At 72.2% G+C, this 13,421-nt stretch carries 7 protein-coding genes and 1 pseudogene; 2 read left to right on the forward strand and 6 right to left on the reverse strand.

Annotation, left to right across the window (positions count from 1 at the left end; all coding sequences use genetic code 11):
* The first annotated feature begins 193 nt into the window (after positions 1 to 193).
* Together AB0367_RS32395 and AB0367_RS32400 are read left to right on the forward strand one after the other, a co-directional pair.
* Positions 194 to 1,564 (forward strand): rhodanese-like domain-containing protein, encoded by a 1,371-nt coding sequence (locus AB0367_RS32395; RefSeq protein WP_366230288.1) that lies wholly within the window; start codon positions 194 to 196, stop codon positions 1,562 to 1,564.
* Positions 1,561 to 2,832: an MFS transporter gene (locus tag AB0367_RS32400; protein WP_366230289.1), complete on the forward strand. Its 1,272-nt coding sequence runs from the start codon at positions 1,561 to 1,563 to the stop codon at positions 2,830 to 2,832. Before AB0367_RS32395 ends, AB0367_RS32400 begins: the two co-directional genes overlap by 4 nt.
* 7 nt (positions 2,833 to 2,839) lie before the next feature.
* Here AB0367_RS32400 and AB0367_RS32405 read toward each other — a convergent pair whose 3' ends face one another.
* The 6 genes and pseudogenes from AB0367_RS32405 to AB0367_RS32430 form a co-directional block, all read right to left on the reverse strand.
* Positions 2,840 to 3,811: a thioesterase domain-containing protein gene (locus AB0367_RS32405; protein ID WP_366230290.1), complete on the reverse strand. Its 972-nt coding sequence runs from the start codon at positions 3,809 to 3,811 to the stop codon at positions 2,840 to 2,842.
* Positions 3,808 to 5,070: a cytochrome P450 gene (locus tag AB0367_RS32410; RefSeq protein WP_366230291.1), complete on the reverse strand. Its 1,263-nt coding sequence runs from the start codon at positions 5,068 to 5,070 to the stop codon at positions 3,808 to 3,810. The genes AB0367_RS32405 and AB0367_RS32410 overlap by 4 nt, the downstream gene beginning before the upstream one ends.
* Positions 5,067 to 5,333: pseudogene (locus AB0367_RS32415) on the reverse strand (phosphopantetheine-binding protein); the annotation flags it as partial. The pseudogene AB0367_RS32415 and the gene AB0367_RS32410, both read right to left, overlap by 4 nt.
* Before the next feature lie 47 nt (positions 5,334 to 5,380).
* A complete protein-coding gene (locus AB0367_RS32420) occupies positions 5,381 to 9,064 on the reverse strand; it encodes an amino acid adenylation domain-containing protein (RefSeq protein ID WP_366230292.1) in 3,684 nt (1,227 codons plus the stop codon).
* Positions 9,061 to 10,215: an alanine--glyoxylate aminotransferase family protein gene (locus tag AB0367_RS32425; protein ID WP_366230293.1), complete on the reverse strand. Its 1,155-nt coding sequence runs from the start codon at positions 10,213 to 10,215 to the stop codon at positions 9,061 to 9,063. Before AB0367_RS32425 ends, AB0367_RS32420 begins: the two co-directional genes overlap by 4 nt.
* A complete protein-coding gene (locus tag AB0367_RS32430; protein ID WP_366230294.1) occupies positions 10,212 to 13,412 on the reverse strand; it encodes a condensation domain-containing protein in 3,201 nt (1,066 codons plus the stop codon). Before AB0367_RS32430 ends, AB0367_RS32425 begins: the two co-directional genes overlap by 4 nt.
* Between the last annotated feature and the right edge of the window lie 9 nt (positions 13,413 to 13,421).

The raw sequence follows: 13,421 nt of genomic DNA on the forward strand, positions 1-13,421 counted from the left end.
TCGCCTTGGGCGAGTATGTCGAGCAGTTCGAGGCGTTTGCCGTTGGACAGTGCTTTCCCGCTGACCGCGAACGCGTCGTACAACTGCGCCTTCGCGGCGGTGTCGTGCTCCGGCATGGCTTCCTCCATAACTCCATGGAGTATTATAGTGCATTGGCTGGAGCGCCGTCCGCCACCGACTCTGAAGGAGCATCGTGGGGTTCTCCGAAGACCATCTCGTCCCGCTCGTCGACGCAGGACTGGGCAACAGCACTTATCTCGTCGACCTCGGTGACGGCCGCGCCCTGGCCGTGGACGCGTCTCGCGACCTGCGCGCCCTGCACGCCGCCGCGCAGCGACGCGGGCTGACGGTGGCATACGCGGCGGACACGCACCTGCACGCCGACTTCCTCTCCGGCGCCGTCCAGCTCGGCCACGACCACGGCGCCGTCGTGCTCGCGGCGGCGGCGAGCGGGCGCGCGTTCCCGCACCGCGGCCTCGCCGACGGCGACGAGGTCGATCTGGGCGGGCTGCGGCTGCGGGTGCTGAGCACCCCCGGCCACACCGACGAGCACGTCGCGTATCTGCTGCTGGACGGCGGCGTCGAGCTGGGCGTGTTCACGGGCGGGTCGCTCATCGTCGGCTCGGCCGCCCGCACCGACCTGCTCGGCGCCGACCGCGCGCAGGAGCTGGCCCGGGCGCAGTACCACTCGCTGCGACGCCTCGCCATGCTGCCGGACGCGACCGCGGTCTGGCCCACACACGGGGCCGGGTCGTTCTGCTCCGCTCCGCCCGGCACCGAGCGCACCTCCACCATCGGCGCCGAGAAGGCCGCCAACCCGCTGCTGGCCGCGCCCGACGAGGACGCGTTCGCCCGGCGGCTGCTGGCGAGCCTCGGCACGTACCCCGCCTACTTCGACCGGCTCGCGGAGCGCAACCGGCGCGGCCCCGCCGTCCTGGCCGGGACCCCACCGCTGCCCGCCCTGAGCTGCGACGCGCTCCGGGCGCTGCTCGCCGACGGCGGTTACGTCGTCGACGCGCGGCCCGCCGTGGACTTCGCAGCGGGCCACATCCCGGGTGCGCTGTCGATCCCGTTGCGCGCGCAGTTCGCCACCTGGCTGGGCTGGCTGGCGCCCGACGACGTCCCGATCGCCGTGGTCGCCAACGACGACCAGGATCTGCACGAGATCGTCTGGCAGGCGTACAAGATCGGCTTCGAGCGGCTCGCCGGGCACCTCGCTGGCGGCATGCACGCGTGGCTCGCGGCCGGCCGGCCGCACCGCACGACCCCGTTCGTCACCGCGGACCAGACCTCGCCGGGCCGATACCTGGACGTGCGGCAGCGCGCGGAGTTCGGTGCCGGGCACGTGCCGGGCGCCGTCAACCTTGAGCTCGGCGCCCTCGCCGAGCACCACCTCGACGTGCCCGGCGGCGCGGTGGTCGCGTGCGGGCACGGCGAGCGCGCGATGACCGCCGCGAGCGTCCTCGAACGCGCCGGGCACACCCACGTGAAGGTGCTCGACGGCGGTCCTTCCGAGTACGCCGCCGCACACGGCCTGCGCCTCGTCGACGGCGAACAACGGTGACCGGCACCGCCACCACCGCCACCATCGCGCCGGCTCGTCCGGTGCGGCTGGGGCTGCGGGAAAACTGGCTGCAGTTCACCCTGCTCGTCGTCGTCAACGTCTGCGTCGGCGGCCTGGTCGGTCTGGAACGCACGACCGTGCCACTGATCGGGACCGAGGTGTTCGGCCTGGCCAGCGACCTGGCCGTGTTCTCGTTCATCATCGCCTTCGGCGTCACCAAGGCGCTGACGAACCTCGCCGCCGGCGCGCTGACCGGACGCTTCCACCGCAAGCAGCTGCTGCTGGTCGGGTGGTTGCTCGGCATCCCGGTCCCGTTCGTGCTGGCGTGGGCGCCCGCGTGGGGCTGGATCGTCGCCGCGAACGTCCTGCTCGGCGTCAACCAGGGCCTGACCTGGTCGATGACCGTCAACATGAAGATCGACCTCGTCGGCCCGGCCCGCCGCGGCCTGGCGACCGGCCTGAACGAGGCCGCCGGCTACGTCGCCGTCGGTGGCACCGCCCTGCTCACCGGCTACCTCGCCACCCGTTACGGGCTTCGCCCGGCCCCCGAGCTCATCGGAGTCGTCTTCGTCGCCGCTGGCCTGCTGCTCTCGGTCGTGGTCCGCGACACCGCCGCGCACGTCGCCCTCGAGCTCGCGCAGCACCCGAAACCGGCCACCGAGGCCGAGCAGCCGGCCGGTCTCGCACCGACGTTCGCACGGACCTCGTGGCGGCACCGCTCGCTGCGCGGCGCCTGCCAGGCCGGCCTCATCAACAACCTCAACGACGGCCTGACCTGGGGCGTGTTCCCGCTGCTGTTCACCGACCACGGCCTCGGCCTCGCCGCGATCGGCCTGATCAAGGGCCTGTACCCGCTGCTGTGGGGCCTCGGTCAGATCCCCACCGGGCACCTCGCGGACCGCATTGGCCGCAAGCCCCTCATCGTCACCGGCATGCTGGTCCAGGCCGTCGGTTTCGTCGCCGCCCTCGCCCTGCTCGACCGCCCGATGCTGGCCGGCATCCTGTCCGCGGTCCTGCTCGGCCTGGGCACCGCCATGGTGTACCCGGCCCTGATCGCGTCCGTGTCGGACCATGCCCACCCGGCCTGGCGGGCCAACGCCCTGGGCACGTACCGGTTCTGGCGCGACATCGGCTACGCCGCCGGCGCGCTCGTCGCCGGTGTCCTCGCCGACGCGCTCAACCTCAACGCGACCGTCATCGCGGCTGCCGTGCTGACCGCGGCGTCGGGGCTGCTCGCCGCCCGCTGGATCAGCGACCGCCCGGAGTAGGCGTTCGTCACTTCGCGCGGCCGGCCAGCGCGGAGAGCCGGATCGCCGCCGTCGGGCACATCTGGGCGGCCAGCTCCACCACGCCGAGTTCGGTGATGACGCTGTGGCGTGGGCGGGAACGGTCCTCGTCGTCGAACACAAAGCGGTCCGGCGCGACCGAGACGCAGGTTCCCGAGCCGACGCAGATGTCCGCGTCGACGCTCACCCGCCACGACGGCTGCGCGGCCGCGAGCCCGAGATAGGCGAGGAAGGTCGCTTGCAGCGACGCCGGGAACCGCAGGAACTCGAAGTGCGCACCGGGGAGGATGACCGCGTCGGCGGCCGCGCTGTACTGCGCCCACCCGCCCATCAGCTCGTGCCGGACGTTGGTGTCACTGTCCCAGCCGATCGCTACCAGCGGGCCCCGCAGGCGCGCCGGCTGCGCCATCTTGTACAGGGCGTTGGCGTCCACATCGGCGCGCATCACACCCAGACACAGCTGCACCAGATCAGGCGTCGGCGTGCCGCCCATCTGCCGGATGAGGCTCTCGAGTTCCGCCGCGAGCTGCACGTCGTCCATGGTCAGGTAGGTGCCGTACGGCCCTTCGTGCGGCGCGACCTGGGACGAGACGAAGACACCCGCCGGCGTGGCAGCACCGCCGCGCTCCAGTTGCACGGCCGTCTCATAGGCGATCAAGGCCGAGCCGCAGTGACCGAAGAGGCCGAACGGCCGGTCCAGATACGGAAGCAGGGCCTCGGTGAGGTCCGCGGCGAGCTGTTCGTACGTGGCGTACGGCGCCTCCCGCATCCGGTTCTCCCGCCCGGGCAGCTGGATCGGGCAGATCTCCAGCCCGTCCACCATCCTGGGCCACCGCCGGTACATGCTCGCTCCGCAGCCGGAGTACGGCAGGCAGAACAGGCGCGCCTGGGCGTCCTCGCTCGGCGGGCGCAGCAGCCAGGGCGTCTTGCGGACCGCGCCGGCGTGCTCTGGGTTGCTCATGCTCTCTCCCCCACGGATATCGCGCCGCGGGTGCGCGCGGCCACGGGCAGGCTGGTGATGCCGGCAACGAAGTTGGAGGCGATGTGGGTGACCTCGCCGGCCAGCTCGATCTTGTCGAAGGTGGCGAACAGCTCTTCGAAGAGCGTCCGCAGGGTCATCCGGGCCACCGCGAACCCGACGCAGTAGTGCGCGCCCGACCCGAAGGTGAGGTGGCGGTTGGGGTGGCGGCGCACGTCGAACGTGAACGGCTCCTCGAAGATCTCCCGGTCGCGGTTCGCCGAGCCGTACCAGACCACGACCGCGTCGCCGGCGCGAATCGAGACTTCGCCGATGCGCGTGTCGCAGGTGGCATACCGCAGCACGTGGTTCGCGGGCGATGCCCAGCGCAGGGCTTCCTCGATGCCGCTGCCGAGCAGGTCCGGCTGAGTGGCCCAGGCCTCGTAGCCGCCCGTGGTGATCAGTTCGAGCAGCGCCGCCTTCGGTACCTCAGGCACCGTGACCGTCGAGCCGATGAGCAGCAGGTAGCAGTTGGCCATGACAGCGCCGCGGTCGAGCGGCCGACCGTCGACGTGCATCGTGAGCAGCAGGCTGAGCAGGTCGTCGCCCGGCCGGCGGGCCCGCGCGGTCGCCATGTCCTGGAAGTATGCGAACAGTTCCCGGTGCGCGCGCTGCGCCGTGGCCTGCGCCCCGGCCGGCAGCCGGTAGAGCGGATCGTCCGGCGCGATCGCGATCTCCGCGCGCTGGGCGAGCCAGGCCCAGTCGCTGCTCGGCAGGTCCATGAGCGTGCCGAACATGACCACCGGTAGCTGATGCATCGCGGCGGCGAAGTCGAACGGCTCGCCGGAGCGCATCGGGTCGAGCAGCCGGCGTGCGTGCTCGCGCAGCAGATCCTGGTGCCGATCGGTACGCCCGCCGACCAGCGCACGCTGGAGCGGGGCACGCATCTGGGTGTGCCGCGGCGGGTCCGTCGCGGACAGTTGCTGGCGGCTGGCCGGGTCGGGCTCGCCCAGCAGGGCCAGCAGCGTGCCGCCCTCCGACGTGAAGGTGCGGTGATCGCGGAGCACGGCTTCGACGTCGCGGTATCGGGTGACGGACCAGTAACCCACCCGCGATTCGGTCGGCGGATGCCAGTGCACCGGGTCGCGCTCGCGCATCGCGTGCCAGACCGCGTGCGGGTTGCCGTCCCGGAAGACGGCCGGGTCGGTGAAGTCGACGCAGATGTCGACCGCGGCGACGTCGGGGGCGGGCGCGGTTCTCACGGCTGGTCCCCAGCCTCCTCGTTCGGCACGGTCATGACCGCCGCCAGCTGCCGGATCGTCGGCCGCAGAAACAGGGTCACGGCACTCACCTCGATGCCCAGGCGCGCCTGGATGTCCAGCAACAGCTCGACGGCCATCAGGGAGTGCCCGCCCAACTCGAAGAAGTCGTCGTCGACGCCGACCGGGTCGACGTTGAGCCGACCGGACCACAGCTCGGCCAGGGCTGACTCCAACTCGCCGCGCGGGGCCGCATAGGCCGAGCTCAGCGGCAGGTCCTGCCGGCCCGTGACGCCGAGTGATTCGGTGGGGTTCAAGGGATCACCACTTCGCTGCGAGCGGGCGGGGCAGGTGTCGTGTCCGCGCTGTTCGCGGCGGCCACGACGTCGTCGTCGGACAGGCTCTCGATCTCGTCGAGCAGGGCGCGCAGCGACGGTCCCGCTCCGGCCGGCTCGGACAGGCTCGGTTGCGGGCTCGGCTCGGCGGCACGCTGCTGGCGCACCCGTTCGGCCAGCGCGGCGATCGTGGGCGACTCGAAGAACGTGCGCAGTTCGATCCGCACCCCCAGCCGCTCGCCGATGCGGGCGCACAGCTGGGACGCGAGCAGGGAGTATCCGCCGATCTCGAAGAAGTCGTCGTGCGGGCCGACCGCGGCGCCGTCGAACGCCTCCGACCACATCGCGCCCAGGACACGCTCGATCGCGTCTGCCTCGTCGGCTGCCGACAGGCCGGCCTCGTCCCGATCGATCGAGGCGGTGATCGGCCGATCCGGCTGCGCGGTCATGCTCCGCAGCACCTCCTGGTAGGTCGCCACCATCGCCGCGACCTCATCGACGCGCAGGAGGGCCGAATCGAACTCGGCGGCGACCACCACTCCCCCGCCGGGCTGGAGCTCGACCAGCCAGGTCAGGTCGAACATGGCCGAGCCGGTCTCGACCAGCCGGCCCTGGTGCAGGATGACGCCGGGCGTGTGGCTGCTCGCACCCGGCGCCGAGTCGAGGCTGAAGACGACCTGGAACAACGGGTTCTCACCTCGCTGGCGCGGCGGGGCGAGCCGCTCGACGAGCAGGTCGAACGGCAGCTCGCCGTGCTCGTACCCGTCCAGGCAGGTCGCCCGCACTCGCCGTATCACGTCGCGGTAGCTGGGCTCACCGTGCAGGTCAGCGCGCAGCACGATGGTGTTGACAAAGAACCCAACCACCCGGTCGAACCCGGCCCCGGGCCGGTTGGCGAACGGTGTGCCGATCGGGAGGTCGGTCGCGCCGCTGTGCCGGTGCAGCATCACGGAAAACCCGGCCAGGGCCACCATGAACAGGGTGGCGTCCTCTTCGTGGCCCAACGCCGTGAGTGCGCCGAGCAGCTGCGGGTCCAAGGGCATCCGGATGCTCTCGCCCGCGCGGTCGAAGGTGTTCGGACGTTGGCGCTGCGACAATTCGATCCGCTGCGGTGCCTGCGCCAGCGCCTTCGCCCAGTATCGCTCAAGCCGCTCCAGGTGCTCCCCGCGCAGCCGTTCCCGTTGCAGCGCCGCGAAGTCGGCGTAACTCAGCTCGGGTGCCGGTGCGCCGCGGCCGTCGTACTCGGCGAGGATGTCGTCCAGCAGCACCCGTGCGGACCATCCGTCGAAGACCAGGTGATGTGCCTGGATGGTGAGCTCGAACTCGTCGTCGCCGAGCAGGTGCAGCGACATCCGGCAGACCGGCCCCGCGGCGAGGTCAAACGGCGCGGCCGCTTCCTCGGTGATCAACCGGTCGGCCTCTGCCACCCGGACCGCGGGATCGAGACCGCGCAGGTCCACCGGGCGCAGGGTCACCGCGCCGGCACCGACCGGCGGGAACACCTGCAGCGCGTATCCGTCCACTGTGGTGAACACGCTGCCCAGCGCCTGGTGGCGGACGCTGGCGCGGGCGACCGCATCGGCGAGCCGGGTGACATCCACGGCCCCGGTCAGCCGTAGCCGGATCGCGACGTTGTAGCGGGGATTCTCCGGGCTGAGCCTGTGCAGCACCCACAGCCCTTGCTGGCTCACGGACAGCATGTTCGCCCCGGGCGGCGCCGCGCGGTCGCGCAGCGCGTTGGCCACGAGCTGCGCGCGCCGGCGTGCCTGGGGCAGGTCGTCGTGCGCCTCGATCCCGGCCGCGCGCTGCTCGTCGATGAGCCGGGCCAGTGCTTGCACGGTACCCGCCCGCAGCGTGTCGCCGACCCGCAGCCGGATCCCGAAGATGTCACCGAGCCGGGCGAGCACCCGCGTGGCGGCCAGCGAGTCGCCACCCAGCTCGAGAAAGCTGTCGTGCGCGCCGGGGCTCGCGACCCCGAGCACCTGCGACCACACCTCGGCCACCCGCCGCTGCGTCTGGCTCTGCGGCTCGACCCACGGGGTGTCGATCGCCGGCCGGCTCAGGTCGGGCTCGGGCAGCGCCGCGTAGTCGGTCTTGCCGTTGGCCGACAACGGGATCCGGTCGACGACGACGAAGCGGGCCGGCACCAGCGCATCCGGCAGCCGGGCGGCGGCATGCTCGCGCAGGGCGGACACGCTCGGGACCTGCTCCGACTGCGCGACGAGATAGGCGACGAGCGCCTGACGGCGCGCGCCGACCTGCCGCACCTGTGCCACGGCGCGGCGGACGCCGGGGTGCGACTCGAGCACCGCTTCGACCTCGGCAGGCTGAAACCGCACCCCGCGAAGCTTCACCTCCGCGGCGCTGCCCGTGCCGATACGCCCGAGAAACTCGAGGTTGCCGTCTTCGCGGCGCGCCGCGAGGTCGCCCGTGCGATACATCCGGGTGCCCGGTGGCCCGTACGGGTCGGGCACGAATCGGGACGCGGTGGCGCCGGGGGCCGCGTGGTAACCACGGGCGAGCCCGATGCCGGCGATGTAGACTTCGCCCGGCTCGCCGCCCGTGACCGGCACCAGCCGCTCGTCCAGCAGCCGTACCGTCATGTTCGCCACCGGGCTGCCGATCGGCAACTGCCCGGCCAGCAACAGCCCCTGGTCGTGCTCGCCGCTGTGGAAGTAGGTCGCGGTGGCGGTCGCCTCCGTCGGGCCGTACACGTGCACGAGGGCCACCCCGAGCCGCGGCCAGCGGGCCACCGCGTCCGCCCGCACGGCCTCGCCGCCCATGAGCACCATCCGCACCGTCGCCGGCAGGTGCTGCCGCGACTCGTCGAGCTGCTCGACCAGCTCCTGCCAGTAGGCGGTGGTGATGCCGAAGGCGCTAGCCCCGCTGTCACGCACGATCTGCAGGAACCCCGGGATCGACCGCATCGCCTTGCGGTAGCCGGCGAACACGACGGTCGCTCCGGTCAGTACGGACGGGAACACCTCCTCCAGAAACGCGGAGAAGCTGACCGAGGCCAGTTGGAGGAAGCGGTGGCCGGGCCGCAGGGCGAAGCGGTCGGCGGCCAGCAACGCCAGGTTGACCAGCCCGCGATGGGTGATCACCACCCCCTTCGGCGAGGAGGTCGAGCCAGAGGTGTAGATGACGCATGCCGCGTTCGCCGGATCGACGGCCGGCGCCGACGGGTCGACGGCCGCGGTGACCGCGGTCAGGCTGGGCTCGGCGTCGGCATCGACGATCACGACGGGCGGCGCGGACCCGGGCACCCGATCGGCGACCGCCGCGGTGCAGACGATCGCATCCGGCGCGCAGTCGGCCAGCAGCAGCGCGATCCGGTCCGGTGGGTAGTCGGGGTCGATCGGCACCCACGCCGCACCGGCGCGCATCACCCCGACGGCGGCCACGAGGATCTCGCGCGACGGTGGCGCGATCACCGCGACCCGGCCCTCCAGCGCTACCCCGAGCCCACGCAGCCGCCCTGCCAGCGCCGCGGAGAGCTCGTCCAGCTGACCGTAGGTCAGCACGGCGCCGTCGTGCTCGGCCACCACCGCCCACGGGGTGCGCCGCACCCGATCCGCGATGACGTCGTGGACCACCTCGCCGCGACCGAAGTCGCGGGCCGGCCCGGCGAGATCGCCCATCGTCGTCGCCGTCGCGGTCATCGCAGGACCTCCTGTCCGGCCAGTACACGCTGTGCCGCGGCCACGCCGGCGCCGAGCGTCACCTGATGCCCGAGATCGGCCAGCGCCTGCTCCAGCGCGGCGACCGCACTGACGACGTCGCCACCGTCCACCCACCCGCAATGGCCTATCCGGACGGTTCGGGCAGCGTCGGCACCGATGCCGGCCGTGATCTGCACGCCGTACCGTTCGAGCAGGTGGGCCACGAGTAGCCGGGCGTCCAGCGTCTCCGGCAGGCGTGCGCCGGTGACCGCACCGCTGGCGTGTGCGGCGGCCACCGTGTGCTCAAGGCCGAGCGCACTGACGGCGGCCCGGGTCGCGGCGCAGAGCACCGAATGCCGGCGCCAGACCGCGTCGAGACCTTCGTCCAGGATCGCGGCGAGCGCCTGGTCAAGCTGGACTACCAGGCTCACCGGCGGGGTGAACGGGGTGGCGTGGCGGTCCACGATCGCCTCGCGAGTGGCCGTCCAGTCGAAATAGAACCGCGCGCCCGTGGCCCGCTCGTGCGCGTTCCAGGCCCGCTCGCTCACCGCGACGAAGCTCAGGCCGGCGGGCGTCATCAGCGCCTTCTGTCCCCCGCCGATGACCACGTCAAGGCCCCAGTCCTTGGTGCGCAGTTCGTCCGCCCCGAGACTGGACGCGGAATCCACAATGGACACCACCGTCTTGGTCGCCGCGCCGAACGCCTCCATGTCGCTGAGCGCGCCGGTCGAGGTTTCACAATGCACGCCGACCGCGGCCACGATGGCGGGGTCGCGGGCGATGGTGTCGGCGACCCGCTCGTTGTCGACCGCCTCCCCCCACCGGTGCGTCAGCTCGACGACGTCCAGCCGGAAGGCCCGGCACATGTCCACCCAGCGCTGCGCGAAATAGCCGTTGTTCGCTACCAGCACCCGATCGCCCGGGGAGAAGACGTTCTGGACCACGCTTTCGAACGCACCGGTCATGCTCGAGGTGAAGAGCAGCACGTCACCCTCGGTCAGGAAGACGTGGCGGAGTCCGTGCAGCACCCGGTCGTACAGCTCGGCAAAGCGCGGGATGCGTTCGTCGAAAACGGGCAGTGCCCCGGCGGCGAGCACCTGCGGCGGCGCCGCCGTCGGCCCCGGGACCATCAGCCGGTACCTGCTCCTCATGCCGGCGTCGCCTCCTCGCTCGGTGCCGCGAGCCGTTGCTGGACCTCGGCGTCCGACATGGACAGGACGTCCTCCACGGACTGCGCGATCTGCTCGGCCTGTTCCTCACCGCCGAGCCGATGCGCAAGTTCAGTGGCGAGGGCGCCCGGTGTGGCCGCGCGAAACAACAGCGAGGTCTCCAGCGCCACCCCGAACAGCTCGCCGACATAGGACAGCAGCTGGATGGCGAGCAGTGAATGGCCACCGAGGTCGAAGAAGTCATCGTCGACGCCGACCCCGTCGACGGCCAGGTGCTGGGCGAACGCCGCGGTGAGCAGCCGTTGCACCGCCGTGCGTGGCGGTGCCGTCGCGTTCGCCACGCCGCCCGCGGGTTCGAGCACCGCGAGCGCGTCGGCATCGACACCGCCGCTCGCGTCGAGCGGCAGTCGCGGCAGCGCCACGACGGCACGGGGAAGCATGTAGTCGGGAACCACCCCGCCGAGGAAACGCTGGACCTCGCGCAGGCCCGGGGCCTGGCAGCCCTCGGCCGCCACCACGTAGGCGGTGAGCACCGCCGGCGCGCGCCGGCGGCGCTGGATCAGCACCGCCGCGTCGGCTACGGCCGGGTGGCGGGCCAGCGCCATGGCGACCCGGCGGGTCGGCACGTGCCGGCCGTGTTCGTCCTGCCACGGTTCGGCCACCCGCCCCAGCAGCGAGATGGTGCCGTCAGGACGCCAGCGGGCCCACTGTCCCGTCCGCAACAACCGGACCCCGCTGTGGAAGGGGTCGGGCACGAACGCCCGCGCCGTGCGAGCTGGGTCGTCCGGGTAGCCCAGTGCCACCTGGTCGCCGCCGACGTAGAGTTCGCCGCGCACCCCGATCGGCTGCGGCCGCAGGTTGGCGTCCAGGACATAGAGCCGAGCCCCAGGCCCAGGTCGTCCGATCGATCGTTCGCCGCATCCGTCCAGCGGCTGGGACGTCCACGCGACCGGCCCGGACACTCCGGGCGGGGCGAACGCCCAGCACACGCCGGAACCGGCGGCGACCGAGACGTCTGCCGTCGTCACCGCCATCCGGAGCCCGGCCGAGGCCGATTCTCCGCGCGCCAGCACCGCGACGGTCGGCGCCGCCGCGGGCGGCGAGCCGTCGGTGGCAGGCAGCTGCACCGTGGCGCCGGCCAGCAGGGCCGCACCGAGCTCCCAGAGCGCGTCCGGGTGCCCCAGCGGATTGCGCACCGCCACCCGGTCAGAGCCGGTCAGGCCAAGCTCGTGCGCCGCCGCGGCGATCGCGGCGTCCAGTGCCGCGAACGTGACCGCCAGCGGACCATGGCCGGCGACGACCGGAAGGTAGGCAACCGCCGCACCGTCGACGAAGGGCAGGCCGGCCACGGCGTCCTGCGACGCGGGTTCCAGCTCCTCGACCGCGGACATCTGGGCGGCCATGACCGCCGCACCGCGGGACAGGACCGCGAGCACCGCGACGACCAGACCGGCATCGCCGAACGCCGGCACGCCGACGACGTGCCGCGGTCCGATCCCCTGCTCGCTCAGGGCCGCCGCCATCCGCTCGACCTCGCGATGCAGGACCGCGTAGCTCAGCTCTCCACCGGCGGTGACCACCGCGATCGCGTCGGGTCGCAGGCGGGCCCACCGCTCGATCGCCCGTAGCACCTCGAGCCGGCTCGACCCCTCGTCCCGGGTCGGCGCGCCGGCCCGTGAAGGCACGGCGGGCACGGCGGGCACGGCGGGCAGGACCGGCAGCGACGGGCCGACCGGCCACTCGCGGGTCAGCACCCGCCGCTCGGCATCGTCGAGCAACGGCAACGCCGAGATCGCGGTCCGCGGGTGGTGCGCGATGGCGTTGAGCAGCGTGACGAAACAACGCCCCAGCCGGGCCACCGTCGCTTCGTCGAACAGGTCCGTGTTGTAGTCGACATTGACCTGTGTATGCGTCGAGCGCATGATCGCGCCGAAGGAGAGGTCGAACTTCGCCAACCCGGTGTGCATGCCTTCGACCGCGGCGAGGGTGAGCCCGTCCGCCGTCACCCCGCGCGGCGGTTCCTCGTCGAGTGCGCAGGTCACCTGAAACAGCGGGTTGTAGCTGAGGCTGCGAGCCGGGCCGACGACCTCGACGACCTGGTCGAACGGCAGGTCCTGGTGCGCGTAGGCGTCCAGGCACACCCGCCGGATCCGATCGAGGAGGTCCACGAAGGACGACTCTGGCGCGATCTCGGTGCTGGCCACGACCGCGTTGATGAAGTAGCCGATGACGGGCCGCAGCGCTGCCCGGTTGCGGGTGTCGACGGCGAGGCCGACGTTGATCCGGCCCGCCCCGCTGCAGCGATGCATCAGCACCTGGAACGCCGCCAGATACACCATGAACGGGGTGACCCGTTCACGGCGCGCGAGGTCGCGCAACGCGTCCATGGTCGTGCCTGGAATGCAGAACGAGTACCACGCGCCGCGATAGGACTGAATCGCCTGCCTCGGCCGGTCGGCCGGCAGGTCGAGCAGGCCGTCGGCACCGGCAAGCTGGCGAACCCAGTGGTCGCGGTGCTCCGCAAGCCGTTCGCCCCGCAGATACTCGCGCTGCCACCGGGCGAAGTCGGTGTATTGCAGCTGCAACGAACCGAGGTCTTCGCCGTCGTAGGCACGCATGAGCTCGGCGAGGAAGATCTCGGTCGAGACGTAGTCGAAAATGATGTGGTGCGCCAGCAGTGCCAGCACATGCCGGTCCTGCTCGAGGCGGAACAGCACGGTGCGCAGCAGCGGCCCGCGACGCAGGTCGAACCCGGCCGAGGCCAACTCGGTGAGCCGCGTGTGCAGCCGCTCCTCGCGCTGCGGCTGCGGGCCGTCGGTGAGATCCTCCAGCGGCACCTCGATCGCCGCCGCCGGCTCGACCACCTGGACCGGCCCGCCGTCGCCGACGTCGAACCGGGTGCGCAGCGCGGCATGGCGGGCCACGACCGCCCGCACCGCACGAGCGAACCGGTCGCGGTCGAGCACACCGGTCAGCCGGCAGCGCCACGCGATGGTGTAGAGCGCGCTGCCTGGGGTGATCGCGTCGAGAAAGAACAGCCCTTGCTGCGTGACCGACAGCTCATGCACGCTCGGCCCCTGCCGCTGCGCCAACAGCTGCTCGAAGAGGATGCGCTTCTGCGGTGGCAGCGCGGCGATTCTTGCCGCGAGCTCGGCATCCGCAAGCTCTGCCGAATCCATGAATCGGGC

Origin of the sequence: Dactylosporangium sp. NPDC051484 (assembly GCF_040689395.1) — a bacterium.
Classification (GTDB): domain Bacteria; phylum Actinomycetota; class Actinomycetes; order Mycobacteriales; family Micromonosporaceae; genus Dactylosporangium.